This window comes from Amycolatopsis sp. MEPSY49 (genome assembly GCF_051337345.1).
Classification (GTDB): Bacteria; Actinomycetota; Actinomycetes; order Mycobacteriales; family Pseudonocardiaceae; genus Amycolatopsis.
The window spans coordinates 1,229,492-1,250,660 of record NZ_JBDLYJ010000001.1 but is presented as its reverse complement, the minus strand read 5'-3'; the positions used below and the strand labels follow the sequence as shown (position 1 = coordinate 1,250,660).

Here is a 21,169-nt window from a genome sequence, read left to right as displayed (position 1 = left end):
CCGTGGCGGTCCGGGAGTTCTCGCCGGGTGGGCAGATTTTCACTTGTCGGCGCGGCAACCGGGGGCCGGCCGACGACATGAACGACTCTTTCATGTCGCCGGACGACATGAACGACCCTTTCATGACGTCCCGGCACCGGCCCGGACCGCCGGAGTCACAGCTCGACCGCGGGAGTGCTCACCGTCCTCGACCGCCCCAAGGTCCGCACCAGCACCTGCACCATCCCGTGCGGCACCCCGCTCACCGCGAAGCGCCCCTCGGCGTCCGAAGTGGTCGTCAACGGCCCGCCGGCCGTCCGGACCTCGATCGGGTGCTCCGCCGGCGGCGTCAGCCACCCGTCGAGCCGGATCGTCCCCCCGGGCTCGGGGCTCACGTTCACCATGATCGTCAGGCTTTCGCTGTCGAACGTGATCAGCCTGCCCTGCTCCGCGGCGCTTCGCGCGCCCGCCAGTCCCTCCTGTTCCCGGATCCGCATCACTTCGAGGTCGACGTCCTCCAGCTGGATCGCGAACCGGATCTGGTCCACCAGCGTGGCGGGCATCGGGTCGGCGTCTTCCCACAGCTCGCGCAATCCGGCCAGCAGCCGGAAGTCGAGCTCGTCCAACGGCTCGTTCGCGCCGGGTGGTTCGACGGTGGTCACAGCCAATCTCCTTCGCCGTTGGCGAGTAGCTGCTCGCGCAGGCGCGCGAGGCAACGTCCCCTGGTCGGGCCGATACTCCCCCTCGGCATTCCCAGCCGGGCGCCCACTTCGGCGTAGTCCGGCCGGTGCACGAACGCCACGATCCGCAGCAGGCTGCGGCAGCGTTCGGGCAACGTGTCGACCGCGCGCCACAGCCTCGCGCGCTGGTCGTCGCGCAGCACCCCCTCCTCGGGTGCCGGTGACGCTTCGGCGAGCCGCTCCGGAAGCTCCGGCAACGGCCGCTCGACCTGGCGCTTTTCCCCAGTCCGCCAGGCCTCCCGCTTGGTCACGGTGATCAGCCAGCCGGTCAGCGCGACCGGCGAGCGGATCTCCGCGAACGAACCGAGCAGGCGCAGCCACGTCGTCTGCACGACGTCGGCGGCCTGGTCGGCGTCCAGCCCCTGGTCCCGCGCGACCTGCCAGAGCAGCGGCGTGAGCAGGGAAACCAGTTCGTCCAGCGCCGCGCGGTCACCCGACCGCGCGGCGTCGAACAGGGCCGCGACCCGGCTGTGGTCGGTCTTGGCCACGTTCACAGCGAGCCCAGCGCGGTCCAGGCGCGCTTGACGACGGTGTCGCGGTCGACCGTCGCCAGGTCACCCGAGTCGACCAGGGCCTTGGCGATCTCCGCGGCGGCGAGCGGCGCCGCGAACGACGTCCCGTCCCAGACCGCGAAGCCGGCGCTGTAGTCGTCCGGGTCGAAGGACCCGCGGCCGGGCAGCTCGTGGTCGGCGGCCGCGCTGCCGCGGACGTCGTCCGGGTACGTGCTGACGATCCCGGCGCCGGTCGCCCAGCAGCGCACCCACGGGCCTTCGTTCGAGAACAGCGCCCGGCTCGCGCCGGCGTCGGGGTTGAGCGCGCCGACGCTGATCACCTGCGGGCCGCAGCCGCCGCCGAGCGGCTGGTCGGCGAAGGCCGCCGGGTAGAAGCGGCGGGTGGTGGCGTCGTTGCCCGCGGCCGCGACGACCAGCACGCCCAGGGACAGCAGGTCGGCGATCGCCGCGCCGAAGAGGCCGGTGAACGCCACGTCCGCGGAGTCTTCGACGTAGTAGCCCATCGAGAGCGAGACGATGTCGACCATGTCGTCGGGCCGGTGGTTCGCCTGCGCGTTCCGGACGCGGTCGGCCAGCAGGTGCAGCGCCAGCAGCACGTCGGCCTCGTACGCGACGCCGTCGCTGTGCACGACGCGGATCGCGAGGGTGTCGGCCTCGGGGCAGGCCTGCCGGATGATGCCGGCGATGAACAGGCCGTGCCCGGTGTCGGTGTCGATGTCGCCGATCAGCGGCTGGCCGGTCGTCGGCGCGTCCCAGTAGTCCTCGATCAGCTGGGTCGGCACGGTGCCGGAAGCGAGCTCGGCCTGCAGGATCGCCGCCTGGATGTCGGGGGCGACGCGGAGGCCGGAACCGGTGGGCGGCGGGCCGCCGCGGCCGGCCAGCCCGAACCAGCGGTGCGGGCCGATGCCGGTGTCGAGCACGGCGACGACCGGCCGCCGGTGCGCGGGCTTCTCGCTGCGGTAGGGCGGGTCCGCGGCCAGCGTCACCGGGATCCGGTTGGCGCCGTGGGTGCGCCCGTACGAGCTGCCCGCGCCGAACCCGCTGGTCTCCCAGGGCGTGCCGCCGAGGCCGCTGGTCTCCCACGGCACCCCGCCGAACACCGGCGAGGTGAACAGCAGGTGCTCGACGGAGACCCGCGCGACGATCTCCGGGTCGATCTCGGGCTTCTCCCCGGACGCGGCCGAGCGCAGCAGCTGCAGCGCCTTCCAGCAGTCGACGACGACGGGGTCGGAGTCGTCTCGGACGTGCAGCAGCGCGCGGGCGGGCAGGTCTTCGAGCTGCCGGGCGCGGGCGTACCCCTTCGAGTCGCCGCCCCGGTCGGCCGGTTCGGCGTAGATGCCGATGCGGGCGAGCACCCGGTTGATCGCGGCCAGGGTCTCCTGGTCGCGCAGGTACCGGTTGGGGAGCAGGAAGGTGCCCGGCCGGTACACGGTCGTGCGCGGGACCGGCTGACCGGCGGCGACGACCGCCGTCGCCGGGTCGAGCACCCGCGCGCCGTGCCGGTCGAGCAACTGTCTGGGCGGGGTCGGGAGCTCGTTGAGCGTGCTCGCGTCCTCCGCCGCTTCCGCGGTCTCGTCCCGCACGAACTTGACGACCATCGGGTCCACCCTCCGCCATTGATCACTGATGGCACCCGGGAAAGACCCGTGGGCCGCCACTGGGATACGACACCGACATCACGAATGGGTAACGACGACGGCAAACGGGTGAAGACGTATCTGACGGGTCCGGCTCACCCACTTGGCCCCCGGAAGTCACGGATGCCTTCGGGGAGATCAGCATGGTGGTGCTCCGGTCGAGCGCACAGGAAGCGGAACGGCCCGCGCCGGTCCGGGGGCTGGGTGGCCCGTTCACCCCGGACCCGGCCACCGGCGGCGGCTGCTTCGCCGTACCGCTCGACCTGCCGCCAGGGCCCGGCGGCGTCGCGCCCGCGCTGGCGCTGCGCTACACGACCGGCGCGCCGAACGGCGTCTTCGGCGGCGGGTTCGCGCTGCCGCTGCCGCACGTCCGGCTGGCCGACGGCCGCGCGCGCTCCGGCGACGAGGGCAGGCTCGCCCGCCGCGGCGACGGGTTCGTGCTCACCACCCGGTCGGGGGTCCGGCACCTGCTCGGCACGACCGAGGGCGGCCGGTCGGCCGGCACGGCCTGGTACCTCGAACGGACCGAGGACGCGTTCGGGAACGCCGTGGACTTCGGCTGGGCGCACCACAGCGGGCAGGCGTACCTCGCGCGTGTGGCCTACGGCCCGTACGAAGTGGACTTCACCTACGACGAACGGCCGGACGTGCTGCGCTGGGGCCGCGCCGGCACCCTCGTCACGACGGCGTTGCGGTGCACCCGCGTCGACCTGCGGGTGCCGGCGGACGCGCGGCCGCTCGTCCGGCGGTGGCACCTCGGCTACGACGAGGACGAGGTCACCGGCGCTTCGCTCCTGACGTCGGTCGCGCTCACCGGGTTCGACGCGCACGGCGCCGAGGCGGCCGCGCCGGTGCTGCGGCTGGCCTACGCCCGGGCGGAACCGCCCGCGCCGCGGCGGCTCCAGGTCACCGCGCCGGCCCGGGCCGGCGGTGCGGGTGGCGGTGTGTTGCTGCTCGACGACTCCGTGCCCTGCTACTCCCTCGATCCCGTCGACCTCCCGCGCACCGGGCGGCTGAGCGAGATCGACAACGGGCTCGGGCTGCTCACGTCGGTCGAGTACGCGACCGTCGAGGCGGTCCCGGTGGTCCGGCGGGTCACGCGGCACGAGTCCGTCACGGGACAGACCGGCGTGACGGAGTTCGCCTACCACGACGGCTTCGGGCGCGTGGTCCAAGACGAGCTCGGCGACGAGTACGCGCCGACGCTGCGGACCGTGCGCTGGTTCGGCGACGGCGGGCTCCTCGACAAGGAGGAGGTCTACGGTCTCGACGGGTCCACTTTGGAGGATCGGCCGTACTTCCGGGTGGAGCACGCTCGCCGTCCGAAGTGGACTCGTTCCGTGGCGACCGACTTCGAGCGCCGCGAGCGGCCGGTCTCGGTGACCACGACGGAAACGGAATTCGACACCGCCGGCAACCCGGTCCGGGAGGTCGAGACCGTCAAGCGGCCGGGCCGCGAGCCGGTCGTCCGCGACACCCGCACGACGTACGCGACGGCTCCCGAGCGCCGGTTCACCGCGCTGCCCGCGCGCGTCCGGTCGGTGGACGGCGGCGGGAAAGTCCTGTCGGACCGGGTTTTCCGGTACGACGAGCGGCCCGACGGCACCGCCGGTTCCCACGGCCTGCTCACCGCGTGCGAGGAGCTGGCGCTCACCGACGCGCTCGTCGCCGGCGTCTACGGCCCGATCGTGCCGGACTTCCGGCACCACGGCTACCACCGCCGCCCCGGCGAGGACGGCTGGTGGGTGACGACGTTCCACGGGCGGCTCGACACCGTCGCCGGGCTGCGCACGACGACGACCGGGCCGCACGGCCACACCCACGAGGTGCGGTACTCGGCCGACCGGTGCTTCCCCGAGGTGTTCTCGGACCCGCTCGGGAACGTGACGGCGACGCGGTACGACGTCCGCTCGGCACGCGTGTGCGAGGTGACCGACCCGGCGGGCGCGGTGATCACGGTGACGCACGATCCGCTGGGGCGCCCGGAAACCGTGGTGCGGCCGGGTGATTCGGCGGAGCTGCCGACGGTCCGGCACCGCTACGAAGGGGCCCGGGTGACGACCGAGCAGCGGGCGGTGTCCGGCGAGGCCGAGGTGCTGGTGACCTCGGAGCTGCGCGACGGCGCCGGCCGGCTGGTGCAGCGTCGCCACGCGGAACTGCTCGGCGACGTCGTCGACGAGCACCACGAGTACTGCGCGCGCGGCCTGGTGTGCCGGACGAGCCGCGCGTTCCGCGCCGGTTCGCGAGCGGAGGTCTTCGAAGAGTTCCGCTACGACGCGCTCGGTCGTCCACTGGGGACGTCCACATCGGACACTCAGCCGGCGGTCGTGCGGGACTTGCTGGGGCGGGAACTGCGTGACGCGGACGGGGTGGTGCACGCGAGGGACGCCGCCGGCAACGCGGTCGAGACGCGGACCGCGAGCGGCCACACGGTGTACCGCGTGCACGACGCGGCCGACCGGGTGGTCGCGGTGCTGGTCGACGACCCGGGCGGCACGCCGGTCACGACGTTCACCTACCACGACGGCGGGCTCCCGGTCCCGCTCGAAGCGGGCCCGCACAGCTGCGGCCGGCTGGTGCGCGTCGCCGACGAATCCGGCGTGACGCTGTTCGGCTACGACCCGCTCGGCCACCCGGCCGAGCGGCGCTGGCGGCCGGCGCACATCGCCGTCGAGTACCGGCTGGACATCACGCGGCGGGCGGACGGGCGACTGTCCGAAGTGGTCTATCCGGACGCGGGCGACGGGCGGCTGACGGTGCGCCACCAGTACGACGAGGTCGGCCGGCTGGTGAGCGTGCCGGGGTTCGTCGACGCGGTCCAGTACGACCTGCGCGGTCGCCGGACGGCGGTGCACTACGCGAACGGCGTCAGCGAGCTGTTCGGCCCGGCGCACGTCATCACCGGCCCGGGCGGGCTGCTGCGCGAGATCGGGCCCGGCGCCCCCGCGCGGCCGCGGCCGGGCAGCGAGATCCGCGACGCGTTCGACCGGCTGCGCGGGGTGCACGGCGACGACGGCGTCAACGCGTTGTACGGCTACGACCACACAGGCCGCCGGGTCCGCACGCTGACCACGAACGGCACGCACATCCACGAGGTCCTGACCCCGGACGACCTGTACGCCATCGAGGACGGCGAGCTGGTGGTCGTGGTGGCGGGCACGGTCCGCCAGCACGCGGACGGCCACCGGGAGTACCTGCACTTCGACGAGCGCGACGAAGTAGCCCTGATCACCGACGACGCCGGCGCGGTGGTCGCCGAAACGACATGAACGACTCTTTCATGTCGTCGGACGCCCTGAAAGAGTCGTTCATGTCGTCGGGTCAGTCGAGGACGGCCAGGTCCAGGCGGCTGAGGCGCTCGGGGTCGGCGAGGATGTCGATCTCCACGATCCGCCCTCCCGCCACCGTGAAGCCCAGCACCGAGAACGGCCGGCCCTCGCGGGTCGCCACCACGCCCGCCGCGCCGTTGACCAGCGCGTGGCGGACCACGCCGCCGCCCGCGCCCAGCCGGGAGAACGTCAGTGCCTGGTTGGCCACCGCCGCCGGGCCGTGGACCTCGACCGACTCGCCGACGGCACCTCGGTCCGCGCGCAGCACGACCTCCGGGTCCAAGACCGACACCAGCGCGTCGAAGTCGCCGCCGCGGGCCGCCGCCAGGAACGCTTCGACCACTTCGCGCTGCCGGGCGAGGTCCGGGTCCGGGGCGACCGGGGCACCCTGGACGCGCCGCCGGGCGCGGCTCGCCAGCTGGCGGGTCGCCGCCTCGGAGCGGCCGACGATCGGCGCGATCTCCTCGAACGGCATCGCGAACATGTCCCGCAGCACGAACGCCAGCCGCTCGCCCGGCGTCAGCGTGTCGAGCACGACCAGCAGCGCGAGGCCGACCGAGTCCGCCATCAGCGCTTCGTGCTCCGGCCCGGCGTCCTCGCGGCTGACGATCGGGTCGGGCACCACGACGTCCCACGGCTCCTCGCGCCGGGCCTTGCGCGAGCGCAGCATGTCCAGGCAGACGCGCCCGACGACCGTCGTCAGCCAGCCGCCGAGGTTCTCGACGGCGGCCGAGTCGCTCCGGCTCAGCCGCAGCCACGACTCCTGCACGGCGTCCTCGGCCTCGCTCAGCGAGCCCAGCATCCGGTAGGCGACGGACCGCAGGTGGCTGCGGTGGGTCTCGAAGCTGCGGGCCAGCAGGTCCTCGTTCACGGGTCGATCCTTTCGCGGGTGTCACCACCTTGACGTATCCCGCACCGAGGATGTGACAGGTCTGACGACTGCGTCCCGCTGAGCGGCATCTTCCCTTGACGTACGATATATCACCGCATAATCATCGGACCTCTCCGACGAAGGAGAGGCCATGAGAGTCCGAGCCTGCCTCGCCGCGGTCATCGTGCTGCTGGCGACCCTGGTCACCCCCGCGCACGCCGAGCTGTACCACCCGCGCCAGGACTGGCTCCGGGCGTCGACCGCCGGCCTGTTCCTGCACTGGGGCATGTTCACCGCGCCGCGGCACACCGACTGCGCCGCCTGGGAGCACGACGTCACCGCCGGCGGCTGGACGCCGGGCTACTGGATCGACGAAGCGACCAAGCTCGGCGCCTCCTACGTCGTCCTCACCACCTTCCACAGCCGGCTGGGCTACGCGCGGCCGTGGCCGTCGAAGATCCCCGGCAGCTGCTCGACCCAGCGCGACTTCCTCGGCGAGCTGATCGCCGCGGGCAAGGCCAAGGGCGTCCGCGTGATGCTCTACATGACCGACGATCCCCAGTGGCACAACGAAACCGGCCACGAGTCGCTCGACTCGGCCGCGTATTCGGCGTACAAGGGCCACCCGGTCGACCTGACCACCCGCCCCGGCTTCGGCGAGTACAGCTACGACCTGTTCGACGAGGTCATGGACCGCTACGCCGACCTCGCCGGCTTCTGGATCGACAACGACAACGAGTACTGGGAGCAGCACGGGCTCTATGAACACATCCGCGAGAAGCGGCCGTCCTGGTTGCTGAGCAACAACAACGAGGACACGCCGATCATGGACACGGTCAGCAACGAGCAGAAGACCGGCATGACCCCGTCCTACGACTACCCACAAGCGATCTACACGCCGATGCCGCGCCTCACCGAAGCCGACTACAAGCTGCCGACCAACGGCGACTGGTGGTACAGCGGCGGCGACCAGGCCGTCGACTTCCGGCTCTCCACCGGCCGCTACATCACCAACGCGGGCTCGTCCATCAAGTCGCTGATGGCCGAAACCGCCATGCTGAACGGGAAGTTCCCGCCCCAGCAAGAAGCGTTCAACAACTTCATGGCGTCCTGGACCCAGCCGATCAAGAAGACGCTGGAAGGCACCGTGGGCGGCGGCTACATGTACGGCGGCATGCAGCCCGGCTTCTGGAACGACGGCGCCCACGGCGTCATCACCATGAAAGGAGCGACGCAGTACGTGCACGTCGTGACGCGGCCGTCGACGAACCTGGTCCGCTTGCGCGACAACGGCTACCGAGTCACGGGAGTGTCCGATGTGCGCACCGGCAAGCCGATGCGGTTCGCCCAGTCCGGCGGCTATCTGTCCATTCTGGACATCACGGACTGGGACACCTACGACACCGTGTTCCAAGTGGACACTGCCGGTCAGCAGTACTTCTACGACAAGAGCACGATCAAAGCGACCGCGTCGGCGTCCGCACCGGGCCACCCGGCGACGAACCTCACCGACGGCAGCTACCTGAACTACTGGGACGCCGGCGGTCGGCAACCGGTGTCGGTGACGCTGGACCTCGGCAGGAAGCGATCCACGGCGTACCTCGCGGTGCACGAGCGCGAATCGTCGCCGACGGCCGCGCGCGAGTCCTTCGGCCGCGCCGAGGATTCCGCGCGGATCAAGGACTACCGCGTCTATGCCAGCGACGACGGCAAGAACTGGGGCACGCCGGTGCGCACCGGCGCCCTGCCGAGCACTCGCGGGGTTCAGTTCGTCGACGTCGGCGGGGTTCGCGCGCGCTACCTCAAGCTCGAGGTGCTGAACACGTGGTCGGGCCCGCAGGCCAAGCCGTTCTTCCACCAGCTCGCGCTCGACGAGATCGACGTCGCGTACGGCTACCCCGGCCCCCGCGGCGAGGTGCCGCTGGAAGCGGAGTCGTGGCGCAACGGCTTCGAGGGCAGAGCGTTCCCGACGTGGTGCGCGGCGTGCTCGGGCGCGCTCGCGGTCACCGGCCTCGACCGCGGCGCCGTCGTCTTCCGGAACGTCCAGGCCGCGGGGCCGTCCCGGCTGCAGCTGGACACGGCCGGGCCCGGGACGCTTTCGGTGAGCGTGAACGGTGCCGCGCCGGTCACCGTCAACGCCCCGGGCGCGATCGCCGTGCCGTTCAACGCCGGCGCCAACACCGTCAAGGTGTCCGGCACGGCCGCCCTCGACCGCATCGCGGTGGCGCCGCTGCCACCCGAGTCGTACACCCCGAAGACGACGCTGACCGTCGAACCGGCCGGTGTGCAATGGGTTTCGCCAGGGCAGCAGTCCATAAAGGTCACCGCGTCCCTGCGCCTGGATGTCGACGACCCGATCGACCAGGTGTCGCTGGCCCCGGTCGTCCCGGCGGGCTGGACGGTCCAGGGCGCCCCGGTGACCGCGGCGAACCTGCGGCTCGGCCAGGTCCTCAGTGGATCGTGGACGGTGACGGCTCCGGCCGCCCAGGACGTCACCATCCCGGTGACGGCGAACTTCACGACGCTCGGGCGCGCGAAGTCGGTCAGCAAGCCGGTCCAGGTGAAGCCGCGCCCGGCCGACCGGGTGTTCATGCGGGAGGCCGAAGACTCGGCCAACGACATCGGCGACGCCGGAGTCACGAACTGCTCCGCGTGCTCGGGCGGGCAGAAGGTGCGCAACATCGGCGGCAGCGCGGGCGCGGCGGTGACCTTCCCGGACGTCACCGTCGGCGCGGCCGGTCAGTACACCCTGTACCTGGACTTCACCGTCAACGGCGACCGGTCGTACTTCGTGTCGGTCAACGGCGGCGCGCCGGTGGAGGTCAAGGTGGGCGGCGCCGGCAACAGCACGCCGTACACCACTTCGGTCCCGGTGACGCTGACCGCGGGCGCCAACGCGATCCGGATCGGCAACGACCGCGCCGGCGCGCCGGATCTGGACCGGATTTCACTGGGTTAGCTCGCGCAGGACCCGGGCCGGATCGATGTCGACCGCCCGGCCCGGGTCCTCGCCCGCGGCGCTCCAGGCGACGGTCACCCAGAGCTCGGCGTAGTCACCGCGTTCGACGGCCGGCAGCTGCCAGGTGAGCCGGCCGCCGGTCCGCTCGACGGCGTCGCCGCCGAGCAGCCGCGACCAGTACGGCGGCACGTGCTGCCCGGCTCGCGAGCACCGCCGCAGCACCTCGGCGCTGGGACCGCCGACGCTCACCGCCACGTCGGCGGTCTCGGCGGTGAAGGCGCTTTCCCAGACGCGCGCCTCCACCGGCGCGCCGGCCAGTTCGGCCTGGACGACGAACTCGCTGACGTCTTCCCGGGCCAGCACCCGGAAGATCGTGGTCTCGCGGGTCACGCCGGGCTGTTCGGCGGCCGTGGCCCCGGAGAGCACGTCGAGCCGGACGGACTGGTGCCGCCACCGGCACAGCCGCGCGCCCGAACCGAGCCCCCACATGAGCTCGGGTCTCGCGGGCACGTCCCAGCCACCGGCGCGGACGGCGAACCGCACGTCCCCGAGCGGGGTGCCGACGTCGAGCGCCCGCGAAGGCGCCTGCGAGAGGACCTCGGTGTCCAGCATGCAGACATCTTCACCCCGCGCGGAGACACGCGAAAATGCGCTGCGCGAACGTCACCCGTCCGGGGAAGATCGGGCACGTGAACGACGCTGTGAAGCTCCCGCCGGTGGGCGCGGTGGTCGACCGCGACGGCCCGGTCGTCCGGACCCACTACGGCACGCACGGCGAGGTGAGCCACGGGCCGCTGCCCGAGGGCGACCTCGGCGCGCTGGTCGCCCGCCAGGTCGAGGCCTTCGCGCGGCGCGACGAGCCGGTGGTGTGGCCGGTGTACGGCGACGCCCGGCTCGCCGGGGCCCTGCTCGCCGCCGGTTTCGAAGCGGAGCCGGAACGCACGGTGCTCGACTGTCCGATCGGGACGGACGCCACCCCGCTCCCCGGGATCGGGCACGACTGGGCCGCGCACCAGCGGGTCGCCGAACTGGCCGCGGAGACCGGTCCGCACCGCCGTCCGTACGCCGAGTTCCTCGCCGACGCGGCCCACCTCAGCTGGTCGTCCGAGGTCTGCCTCGACGGCGACCGGGCCGCTTGGCTGGAAGAGATCGGGAACGCCATGGTCGTCGGCGGCGTGACCGACCCCGGCTTCGCCGCCGCGCTCGTCGCCCGGGATTGGCGGCTCGCCGGACCGCACCGAGGCGTGCGGTCCTTGCGCGCCGAGGCGACCGCCGCCCTGCGTGAAGCGTTCGAAGCGGCCGGAATGCGCGAGGTCACCACGGTCACCCGCTACCACCTGCCGTCGCCGGGTGAACCCGCGCGGACCCGTCCCGTTCGCCGGCTCTTTTCCGAGCCCGAACACGACGAGATGTGGGCGCGCTTCCACGAGGAGTTCGCCTTCCGACCGGACACGAGGGAGTTCCCGGGCATCACCGAACCGCCGAACTCGGCGACCTGGCACGTCGGCGACCTCGGCGACGCGCAGCTCGACGCGCTTCCCGATATCGTCCACAAGGGACTCCGAGAGTCCGTTGTGGACGGCGAGGAGCTGTACTGGCTCGACTGGCACCACGCCGGCTACCGCTTCGACCCCGCCCGGGTCGACGGCACCGGACCGCGCTGGCCCGGCTTCGTCTTCCCGGACGGGGACTACCACATCTACCTGACCCGCGACCTCCGCCTGGGCACCTTCGGGCACCCGTGGGAGGAAACGGTCTGTGTCTTCGGCGACCTGCTCACGCGGATCGACGCCGAGCTGACCGCCGCGCTCGGCGAGCCGATCCGGCGCTCAGAACCCTGAGGTGCCGTTCGGCGTGCCCAGCCCGGTGGGTCCGTCGTACCCGGCGCCCGCCGTGCACAAGTACGTCCCGCCACAGCTGCCGTTCGAGCCGGACGTCACGTCGTACAGTCCGCCGGTGTGCGCGTACGGGTACGACCCCGACGTCACCGAATTGCCCGCCAGCGCGTACACGCTCGCGATCACCGGCGACGACAGGCTCGTGCCGCCGACCTGCACCCAGCCGTCCGCGCCCTGCGCGAGGCCCAGCGACAGCAGCAGGTCGCACCACGACGAGCTGCCGCAGCTGTTGTACGTGTCGTAGACGCCGAGCCCGGTGGCCGGGTCCGCGACCGCCGCGACGTCCGCGACCGTCCTCTTGGCACACCCGGTGTCGTGCTGCCAGGACGGTTTCGCTTCCAGGGCCGAACACCCGGAGCCGCTGCCCTTCCACGTCGTCTCGGTCCAGCCGCGCGCGGTGCTCGTCGACTTCTTCAGCGTCGTACCGCCGACCGCCGTGACGTACGGCGAGGACGCCGGCCAGCTGACGCCGTAGCCCGAGTCGCCCGAGGACGCCGTGACGGCGATGCCCGGGTGGTTCAGGTGGGCGTCCGCGGCCAGGATCGTCGAGTCCTCGGTGCCGCCGTAGCTGTTGGAGATGGCCACCACGCCCGGCGTGGCCGCGGCCGTGTCGACCGCCGTCATCAGCGGGTCGGTGTCCGGGGAGTTCGCTTCCACCAACAGGATCTTGCAGTCCGGGCAGGTCGCCGACACCGCGTCGAGGTCGAGGCTGATCTCCATCGCCCAGCCGTAGTCCGGCGCGGGCAGCGGGCTCGCCGCGCCGTTCTGGTTGACCTTCTTGAAGCAGCCGTTGGCCGTGGTGCACGGCGAAAGTCCACGCGCGGCGCGGAACTTCGCCAGGTCCGCCTCCGCGGTCGGGGCGTCCTGAGCGTCCACAATGGCCACTGTGCGGCCGTTCGCGTGCAGCCCGCCGAGGTTGTAGGCGGCCTGGATCTCGGCCGGGCCGTAGCCGACCGGGGCGGAGTTCAGCAGCGGGCCGGAGCCCTTCGGCGAGCGGATCGCCTTGCCGAGGCAGTGGAACTTGCCGGAAGTGGCGCAACCGAAGTTCACGACGCCGCCGCTCTTCAGCGGTGCGGCGTCGGCGGGTGCGGCGACGGCCACCGAAAGCGGGGCCGCCACCAGGGAAAGGACGATCAGGGATCGGAACAGCCGGGAACGTGCCATGCTACTCCTCGGTAGGGGACCGGGTGTGGCACGGGATCGTCGCATGTCACTCGTTCGGGGTCACCCGCTTGACGAGTGTTTCTCGGTTCAGTCATTCGCCCACCAGGCGGCGAACCGGACGAACGGTTACGAACCTTCTCACCCAAGCGAGTTATTGGTCCAGACAAGTGTTACCGAAAAGTGACTGAAAGCCCGCTGAGCGGGAGCTACTTTGTTGTGACTCGCAACAAATGGCTCGTGGATCCCCAACGGCGGAGGTGTCACGGCGTGAACCGGACCTTGGACAAGCTTCGACGGCACAGCCCAAGGCTGGCGCTCGTCGCATCGGCGTTGCTGGTGGCGGCCGGGCTGAGTGCCCCCGCCGCCCTCGCGGCCGACGACTACACCCAGAGCGTCAGCCAGCTGAGCTCGACGCAGGTGCAGATCAACTTCACCCCGACCACCCCGGCGCTGTACGTGGACGTCCACTACACCGGCGTCCCGGGCGTCGGCCAGCAGAACGTCCGGATGACCAACGGCTCCGGCACCTGGCGGACCACCGTCAGCGGCCTGAGCAGCGGGAACGTCCTCGACTACTGGTTCACCTACGAGAAGAGCGGCCCGCAGTACGACACCCCGCACTTCAGCTACACCGTCGGCGGCGGCACGACGACGGTCGCGGCACCGACGTTCAGCCCGCCCGGCGGCACGTACTCGAGCGCCCAGACGGTGACGATCAGCAGCGCCACCTCCGGCGCGACCATCCGGTACACAGTGGACGGTTCGACGCCGACCGCGTCCTCGACGCTCTACAGCGGACCGATCAGCGTCCCGAACTCCCGCACGGTCAACGCGATCGCGCTCAAGTCCGGTTCGGCGAACTCGCCCGTGTCGAGCGCGACCTACACGATCGGCACCCAGGCCGGCTGCCCGACGCAGTCCGACACCCCGAACTTCGGGCCGAACGTGCGGATCTTCGACCCGGGCATGTCCGCGGCGACGATCCAGGCCCAGCTGGACACCGACTTCAACAACCAGAAGGACACGCTCACCGCGCAGATGGCGGACCGGCGCGTCGCGCACCTGTTCAAGCCGGGCACCTACAACAACGTGCACGACAACGTCGGCTTCTACACCTCGGTGGCCGGCCTCGGCCAGAACCCGGGCGACGTGCTGATCAACGGTGACGTCACCGTCGACGCCTTCAACGCCTCCGACAACGGCGTCGCGCTGCAGAACTTCTGGCGCTCGGCGGAGAACATGGCGGTCAACCCCTCGGGCGGCAACGAGCGCTGGGCGGTCGCGCAGGCCGCGCCGTTCCGCCGGATGGACGTCCGCGGCGGGCTGCAGCTGTACCCGGCGAGCTACGGCTACGCCAGCGGCGGCTACATCGCCGACACGAAGGTGGCCGGCCAGGCCGCGTCGGTCTCGCAGCAGCAGTGGTACACCCGCGACTCGCAGCTCGGCAGCTGGAACGGCGGCGTCTGGAACATGGTCTTCTCCGGCACCAGCGGCGCGCCGGCGAACACGTTCCCGAACCCGCCGGAGACCACGCTGGCCACGACCCCGGTTTCCCGCGACGTGCCCTACCTCTACGTCGACGGCACCGGCAAGTACCGCGTCTTCCTGCCTTCCCTGCGCACCAACGCGTCCGGCCCGAGCTGGGCGAACGGCAGCACCCCGGGCACGTCGGCGCCGATGAGCCAGTTCTACGTCGTCAAGTCCGGTGACACGGCCGCGTCGATCAACAACGCGCTCGCCGCGGGCTGCAACCTGTTCTTCACTCCGGGCGTCTACCACCTCAACCAGACGCTCAACGTGACCAAGGCGAACACGACGATCCTCGGCATCGGCTACCCGACGCTGGTGCCCGACAACGGCGTCAACGCGATGCAGGTGTCCGATGTGGACGGCGTCCGGCTCAAGGGCCTGCTCTTCGACGCGGGCACGACGAACTCGCAGGCCCTGCTGACCGTCGGCCAGTCCGGCTCGTCGGCGTCGCACGCGTCGAACCCGACGACGGTCCAGGACGTGTTCTTCCGGATCGGCGGCGCGATCGCCGGCAAGGCGACGAACAGCCTGATCGTCAACAGCGCCAACACGATCATCGACCACATCTGGGCGTGGCGGGCCGACCACGGCAACGCGGGCACGTACGGCTGGAACACGAACACGGCCGACACCGGGCTCGTGGTGAACGGCGCGAACGTGCTGGCCACCGGCCTGTTCGTCGAGCACTACCAGAAGTACCAGGTGATCTGGAACGGCCAGGGCGGGAAGACGATCTTCTTCCAGAACGAGATGCCCTACGACGTGCCGAACCAGGCGTCGTGGAACGCGCCGTCCGGAGTCGCGGGGTACGCCGCCTACAAGGTCGCGTCGAACGTGACGTCCCATGAGGCGTGGGGGCTCGGGAGCTACTGCTTCTTCGACACGAACCCGGCGGTGTCCAGCTACCACGCGTTCGAGGTGCCGAACACCAGCGGCGTCCGGTTCCACAACCTGCTGACGGTTTCGCTCAACTACCGCGGCACGATCACCCACGTCATCAACGACAGCGGCGGCGTCACGCCTTCGGGCACGGTGCCGGTCAACGTGGTGAACTACCCGTAACCCAGGTGAACAGCGGCCCCGCACCGGACCCGACCCGGTGCGGGGCCGCTTTTCATGCGACGTGCAGGATCGCGTCGGCGTTCTCGAGCAGTTCCCGGGTGAGCGGCGCGTACCGGTAGTCGGCGTCGTCCCGGGTGCGACCGGACGGGATTTCCGCGGTCAGCTGCCAGGTGTCAGTGCCGCGCTGCAGGCGGCCTTCGAAGGTGTCCGCGGCCGGCTCGCCGAGGCCGAGGGCCTCGCTGTGGCCGAGGCTGCCGGCGATGAACGCGTACCGGTCGCCGAGCCGCGACGCGACGATCGCCCCCGCACCGGACCCCAGGTGGGCGTTGTGCGCGAACACCAGCGTCCGGCCGGGCCGCGAAGTGTGGATGTCCAAGAGGTTCCGGGCCATGATGACCGCGCGGGCGCTCGCAAGGCGGGCGATCCTCGTGTCCCGATCGCCGGGCAGCGCCGACGCCGCGTGGTAACGAAGCAGATCGAGCCCGGCCATCGCGTGGATCCGCGCGCGGCTCGACTCCGGCGTCTCGACGCGGGCGTCGAGGGCCATGAGCAGGTCGTCCGCGATGACCCGCAGCTCACGTGCCTCGGGTGACGCTCCGGGCGACGCGGCCGGGTCGAGGATCGCTTCGGACCGGCTCCACCGTTCGTCGTCGCCGGCCAGGGCGGCGATGTCGACGTCGAGGCCCAGGTGGTCGCGGGCGTGTTCGAGGTAGCGACGCGGGCTGGGCGCGCTGAACATCTCCGTCGGGGCGTCGAAGCCGTGGAAGGTCAGCGGTTCGGCGGCGGCCTCGTTGTACTCGCGCAGCCAGTCGAGCAGCTGCCGGTTGGCGGCCAGTTCGCCGAAGTCGTGCGAGAACCCGCCGTCGAGCGCGGCGACGCGGTCGGTCTCCAGCGCGATCGTCCGGAAGCCGTGCTCGGCGAGCCGGGCGAACAGCTCGTTGCGGATCCGCCCGAAGGCCGGTTCGAAGTGCGTCGGCTCCCCGAACGCGAGCAGTTCGGCGGTGAAGTCCGTGATGTCCATGTGGTTGAATCGTATCCTTGAACACTCAGTTGAGACCCGCTGACCTCGCCCGCGAGCACGGCATCTCCACGCAGGCGGTCCGCAACTACGAGCAGGACGGCTTCCTCCCGCCCGCGTCCCGCACGCCCAGCGGGTACCGGATCTACACGGACGTCCACGCGTCGGCCCTGCGTGCGTTCCTGGCGCTGGTCCCGGCCTACGGCCACGCGACGGCCGGCGGGATCATGACCGCCGTCCACGACGACGATCTCGGCCGCGCGCTGACGCTCGTCGACCGGGGGCACGAGCAGCTGCTCCGCGACCGCGAAACCCTCAACGCGGTTCGGAAGGCCATCGGCCACCTGACCACCGGGACGGCCCCCGAGCCGACGGCGACCGGCTGGTCGATCGGCGAGCTGGCCCACCGCCTCGACGTCACGGCGGCGACCATCCGGGCGTGGGAACGCGCCGGCATCCTCGTGCCGCGCCGCAACCCCGCGACCGGCTACCGGGTCTTCACCGCCGCCGACATCCGCGACGCCGAACTGACGCATCTCCTCAGGCGCGGCGGCTACCCGCTGGAGCACATCGCGACGGTCGTCGAGCAGGTCCGCACCGCCGGCGGCACGGAGTCCCTCGTGGACGCTCTGGAGACCTGGCAGGAGAAGCTGAACGCCCGGGGTGTCGCCATGCTCGACGCGGCGGGCCTGCTCGGCGCGTACCTGCGGTCACGGCCGTGACCTCGGGTGCAGCCGGTCGTACTCGAGGGCGGCCGAGTGCTGGGTGCGCACGGGCAGGGACTTCTCCGCCTCGTCGTCCTCGTTCTCGTGCAGGCCGAGCTGCACGGCCTGCCGGATCTGCTCGCGGTTGTCGCGGACGACGGCGGAGAAGAAGTCGTCGATCCGCGGGTCGACGAGGACTTCGAGCAGCACGCGGAACGACGTGTCGACGACGGTCCGCACGATTTCGTCGTGGAAGGGCAGCCGCTTGAGCTTCCCGAGCTGCGGGTCCTGGGCGATCTTCTCCGCGATGATCGTGCGCAGCTCGTCCTTGTTGGCGTTGAGGGACTTCGCGAGGTTTTCCGGGTAGTTCCCGGTTTCGAGCACCTTGACGACCTCGTCGAGCACGGCGATGGTCACCGGCTTCTTGATCGCCTTCACGATCGGCTCGGACAGCTTGTCGACGAGCCGGTAGGTGAACTGCTCGCCGACGGCCCGGTCCGCGGCCCGCCCGATCCGGACCAGGAGCAGCACCACGCTGACGAACTTGTGCGCGGCCATCGCGGGGTGCGCGACGGGGATCATGGCGAACAGCTCGTACCAGTTGCGCACGAGGAACTTCTTGGCCCACCGCCGTTTCCGCCACCGCCAGAGGAACTCGAGCAGGAAGACGCCGCAGATCCCGCAGTCGACGTAGAAGATCACCAGGCCGGCGTCCCGCGCCGGCGGGCTCAGCAGCATGAACCCGAGCAACCCGACCGATCCGGCGGCGAGGACGAGCATGATCCAGTCGTCGGCCCGCACGTTCCCGGGCAGAACCCCGCTGTTGAGCTCCGGCTCACGGGTATCGCGAAGGGTGACCATGCCCGATGATGGCACGCACCGCGTTGATCAGCCGGTTCGCCGTCGTGTCGCGGACCAGGACCGGCCCGTCCACGCCGAGGTGGGTCCGCAGAGCGTGCCGGACGAGCTCGCCCACCGGCTCCCCGCGGTGCCGCCGCACGGGCGCCCGGGTGATCGCCGCCTGCCGCAGGACGTCGGCGGCGGTGCCCGTCACGGCGTCCAGGGCGCCGGCGATCCCGGACGCGCTCCGGCGGTCGCGCAGCGCCGTGCTCACGCTCGTCAGCACGATCGGGTGCCCGCCGCAGCGCTCGACGAGCCGGCGCACGGCCGCGAGCTCGACGGGGTCCGCCGACCCGGCGATCTCCGTGTACAGCGCGGTTCCTTCGTCCTCGGTCAACCCGCCGAGGTCGACGACCGGAGCGGGCCACCCAGGGTGGCCCGACCTCGTCGTGAGCACCGTCCGGACGTACGACGTCGGCATCACCAGCTCGTCGAGCACGGCGGCCGGCAGGTCCGGCGGGACGTCGTCGATGACCCACAGCTGCGGCTTCCGCGCGGCTTCGATGTGCCGGGCGACCAGGTCCCGGACCTCTTCCGGCGAGCGGTCGCCGACGTCGGCGCCGAGGTCCGCCGCGATCACGCGCAGGTGCGCGTGGAACCGGGTGAGCGCGCCCGCGGGATCGTCCGTTCCGAACAGGTCCAGCCACCGCACCCCGCCGGGGAAGGCATCGCGGAAGAGGAAGGCGTACTGCTCGGCCAGGCTGGTCTTCCCGAGGCCGGCGGCCCCGCGCACGACGGCGAGCGCGGCCGACGTCCGCGGGGTGGTGGCCGGCAGGTCGCGGGCGTGCAGGGCGCTGTGCACCGCCCAGAGCTCCCGGTACCGGCCCACGAACCGCCGGGGCCGCAGCAACCGGGGCAGCAGCGGTGCCGTGCTGCGCACCGCGCCCAGCGGGGTGTCCGCCGCCCGGACCATCTCGGCGACGCGGTCGGCGATCCGGGCCAGGTCCTGCTCGGTGCGCGGCCGGCCGAAGTACGCGGCGTCCGCCAGTTCGACCGGCGCGATGTGGTTCCCGTCGGGCTCGGGGTTGACCACGAGCACCCGCCGCCGGGGATCGCCGGAGCGCTGCGCCGCGAGAAAGGCGGACGTCAGTTCCCATTGGCACGCGTACCGGTCCGGGAACCGCCGTGAATAGTAGGCGAGCAGCACCTTCGACTCGGCGAGGGCGGAGACGAGCTTCTCGGTGACGCCGTCGAACCGGTCGATTCCCCGATCCCGGAAAACCCGCAGCCCGGCGGCGCGGAGAGCGTTTTCGAGGGCGTTCACCTCGGCGGTGTCCGACCAGGTGAAGCTGAGGAAGACGTCATAGGGGCGCATCCAACCTCCTCGCGGTTAACAGCGCCTGCGGAGATAATGCTTTTTTCGGAGGTCGCCCCATTCGCGCGACACGTTACCGGCGCCACGCCGCTTGACCGGATCGTCACCGGTTCAACAGCGACCGGTGAAAGCGGGGAAAAAGCGGTGCGAGAAGTGTCTTGGTTCTGTCGCGTTTCCGGCGCGGAATTCCCCCGCCGGATAGGGCATCGTGGAAGAAGACGCGCACGGCGAGGAGGAGCATGACGCGGTCAGCCGGCCGGCTGCCAGCCCACCCCGTAGGACCTCGCGGGCTGGAGGCCGTGGAACTGGGTGCGCACTTCGCCCGCGCTGTCGAGGAACAGCGGTTTGCGGGCAGGCACCGGGTCGCCCGCGTCCTTGGAGAGGTCGCCGTCGATGCGCCAGATCCGCTGCGGCGGCTCGTTCCGGTCGAACCGGACGTTGAGGTCGAAACTGTCGCACGGGAATTCCGGCGTGCAGCAGTAGAACGGCGCGGGCAGCGCTTCCAGCCGGATGCGGAAGAAGAATTCGTGCTGGTCACCGGCGTCCAGCGGCCTTGGCGGCCGCAGCCGGAACGCCACCCGCGTGGACGACACCAGCCGCTCGGAATGCACCTCGCCGCCCGCGACGACGTCGATGCCGAGCCGGGACAGGTCCGGCGCGGCGGTCGTGCTGGCGGGCCGCGCGAGGGAGACGCCGTGCTCGATCTCCTCGAGCCCGGCGACGTGGCTGACGATGCGCCGGGTTTCGAAGACCTCGGCCGCGGGCCCGGTGAAGGTCAGCCGGACCGCCAGCGCCGACGTGTGCCACGGGTCCTGGCTGTTCGACGGCACGCCACCGAACGCCGCCGGCGACTGGTAAGCGGTTTCGGCGATCAGGTACAGGACGTCGTCGGCCCGGCGTTGCATCGTGCGGACGTTGCGGTCGGCCCCGCTGCCCAGCAACTCGAGGCGCGCGGTGTAGCGCTCGTTCGCGCCGGTGCCGAAGCCGAGGACGATCCGCGCCGTTTCCCGCTGCGATTCGGGCAGCTTTTCGATCAAGGACACGAGCGTGGCGACCACTTTCGCGCGCACCGTTCCCGGCGCGTCGTCTTCGCCGACACCGCACACCTCACGCAGCGCTTCGCCGACGCCGGCCGGCAGGTTCTTCGCTTGGACACCCAGGCCTTTGCGAAGCAGTTTCAGCTCCGTTGAGAGAGCGTTGATCTTCGCTTCGGCCGCCTCCTGAGCCAAGCCGCACCTCCGTCTTGGTCGCTGCGGGGGAGTGTACTCATGGTGCTCCGCCGTGCCCGCGCCGTCACCCGTTTCCGGCCGGTTTCCGGAACGAGGAAACAGCGCAGGTCGATCCGGTAGCCGCGGTTTCCTCTTGACCGGCAACGGGAAACGCCTGTCCGCGCCGGATTCACCGGGTGATGCTTGTTCCGCCGAAACCGTTCGGCGGAACAAGGAATCCGATCCGGAAAGGGGAAAGCGATGCACACGCACTTCGTCATCGTGCTGAGCCAGCTGGTCTCCCTGCTGGGCTGACCGGAACCGGCCGGCGGGCCCGGGCCGC

Annotated in this window: 15 protein-coding genes; 5 read left to right on the top strand and 10 right to left on the bottom strand. The window is 71.4% G+C overall.

What is annotated here, in order from left to right; all coding sequences use genetic code 11:
* Positions 1–155: 155 nt before the first annotated feature.
* Genes ABFJ78_RS06205 through ABFJ78_RS06195 form a run of 3 tightly spaced genes read right to left on the bottom strand, consistent with a single transcriptional unit; the run spans position 156 to position 2,829 of the window.
* Positions 156–641, bottom strand: coding sequence for a hypothetical protein (locus ABFJ78_RS06205; RefSeq protein ID WP_436384733.1), 486 nt, complete (start codon positions 639–641; stop codon positions 156–158).
* Positions 638–1,213, bottom strand: a complete 576-nt coding sequence (locus ABFJ78_RS06200; protein WP_436384732.1) for an RNA polymerase sigma factor — start codon at positions 1,211–1,213, stop codon at positions 638–640. Before ABFJ78_RS06200 ends, ABFJ78_RS06205 begins: the two co-directional genes overlap by 4 nt.
* On the bottom strand, positions 1,210–2,829 hold the full coding sequence (locus ABFJ78_RS06195) for a S8 family serine peptidase (RefSeq protein WP_436384731.1): 1,620 nt from the start codon (positions 2,827–2,829) through the stop codon (positions 1,210–1,212). The genes ABFJ78_RS06200 and ABFJ78_RS06195 overlap by 4 nt, the downstream gene beginning before the upstream one ends.
* 182 nt (positions 2,830–3,011) lie before the next feature.
* Between ABFJ78_RS06195 and ABFJ78_RS06190 the strand changes: the two genes are divergently transcribed.
* Positions 3,012–6,137 carry a SpvB/TcaC N-terminal domain-containing protein gene (locus ABFJ78_RS06190; protein WP_436384730.1) on the top strand — a complete coding sequence of 1,042 codons (3,126 nt, stop codon included), beginning with the start codon at positions 3,012–3,014 and terminating at the stop codon, positions 6,135–6,137.
* A gap of 52 nt (positions 6,138–6,189) precedes the next feature.
* On the opposite strand, the gene ABFJ78_RS06185 is transcribed toward ABFJ78_RS06190, so the two are convergent.
* A complete protein-coding gene (locus ABFJ78_RS06185) occupies positions 6,190–7,068 on the bottom strand; it encodes a sigma-70 family RNA polymerase sigma factor (RefSeq protein WP_436384729.1) in 879 nt (292 codons plus the stop codon).
* Positions 7,069–7,219: 151 nt separating this feature from the next.
* On the opposite strand from ABFJ78_RS06185, the gene ABFJ78_RS06180 reads away from it, so the two are divergent.
* A complete protein-coding gene (locus ABFJ78_RS06180; RefSeq protein ID WP_436384728.1) occupies positions 7,220–10,027 on the top strand; it encodes an alpha-L-fucosidase in 2,808 nt (935 codons plus the stop codon).
* On the opposite strand, the gene ABFJ78_RS06175 is transcribed toward ABFJ78_RS06180, so the two are convergent.
* A complete protein-coding gene (locus ABFJ78_RS06175) occupies positions 10,016–10,639 on the bottom strand; it encodes a hypothetical protein (RefSeq protein ID WP_436384726.1) in 624 nt (207 codons plus the stop codon). The genes ABFJ78_RS06180 and ABFJ78_RS06175 overlap by 12 nt on opposite strands.
* Before the next feature lie 77 nt (positions 10,640–10,716).
* Here ABFJ78_RS06175 and ABFJ78_RS06170 point away from each other — a divergent pair, with 77 nt between their 5' ends.
* On the top strand, positions 10,717–11,868 hold the full coding sequence (locus ABFJ78_RS06170) for a DUF2716 domain-containing protein (protein WP_436384724.1): 1,152 nt from the start codon (positions 10,717–10,719) through the stop codon (positions 11,866–11,868).
* Here ABFJ78_RS06170 and ABFJ78_RS06165 read toward each other — a convergent pair.
* Entirely contained in the window at positions 11,857–13,089 is a 1,233-nt protein-coding gene (locus tag ABFJ78_RS06165; RefSeq protein ID WP_436384723.1) for a S53 family peptidase, read from the bottom strand. The genes ABFJ78_RS06170 and ABFJ78_RS06165 overlap by 12 nt on opposite strands.
* Positions 13,090–13,356: 267 nt before the next feature.
* On the opposite strand from ABFJ78_RS06165, the gene ABFJ78_RS06160 reads away from it, so the two are divergent.
* Positions 13,357–15,681 carry a chitobiase/beta-hexosaminidase C-terminal domain-containing protein gene (locus tag ABFJ78_RS06160; protein ID WP_436384721.1) on the top strand — a complete coding sequence of 775 codons (2,325 nt, stop codon included), beginning with the start codon at positions 13,357–13,359 and terminating at the stop codon, positions 15,679–15,681.
* A gap of 52 nt (positions 15,682–15,733) precedes the next feature.
* On the opposite strand, the gene ABFJ78_RS06155 is transcribed toward ABFJ78_RS06160, so the two are convergent.
* Positions 15,734–16,702, bottom strand: a complete 969-nt coding sequence (locus ABFJ78_RS06155; protein WP_436384720.1) for an erythromycin esterase family protein — start codon at positions 16,700–16,702, stop codon at positions 15,734–15,736.
* Positions 16,703–16,731: 29 nt separating this feature from the next.
* On the opposite strand from ABFJ78_RS06155, the gene ABFJ78_RS06150 reads away from it, so the two are divergent.
* Positions 16,732–17,421 carry a TioE family transcriptional regulator gene (locus ABFJ78_RS06150; RefSeq protein WP_436384718.1) on the top strand — a complete coding sequence of 230 codons (690 nt, stop codon included), beginning with the start codon at positions 16,732–16,734 and terminating at the stop codon, positions 17,419–17,421.
* On the opposite strand, the gene ABFJ78_RS06145 is transcribed toward ABFJ78_RS06150, so the two are convergent.
* From ABFJ78_RS06145 to ABFJ78_RS06135, 3 genes are all read right to left on the bottom strand, one after another.
* Positions 17,410–18,264, bottom strand: a complete 855-nt coding sequence (locus tag ABFJ78_RS06145) for an ion transporter (protein WP_436384716.1) — start codon at positions 18,262–18,264, stop codon at positions 17,410–17,412. The two genes, ABFJ78_RS06150 and ABFJ78_RS06145, sit on opposite strands and share 12 nt — an antisense overlap.
* On the bottom strand, positions 18,239–19,618 hold the full coding sequence (locus ABFJ78_RS06140) for a TIR domain-containing protein (RefSeq protein WP_436384715.1): 1,380 nt from the start codon (positions 19,616–19,618) through the stop codon (positions 18,239–18,241). The genes ABFJ78_RS06145 and ABFJ78_RS06140 overlap by 26 nt, the downstream gene beginning before the upstream one ends.
* A gap of 248 nt (positions 19,619–19,866) precedes the next feature.
* Complete coding sequence (locus ABFJ78_RS06135; RefSeq protein ID WP_436384713.1) at positions 19,867–20,847, bottom strand: hypothetical protein; 981 nt, start codon at positions 20,845–20,847, stop codon at positions 19,867–19,869.
* Positions 20,848–21,169 lie beyond the last annotated feature (322 nt).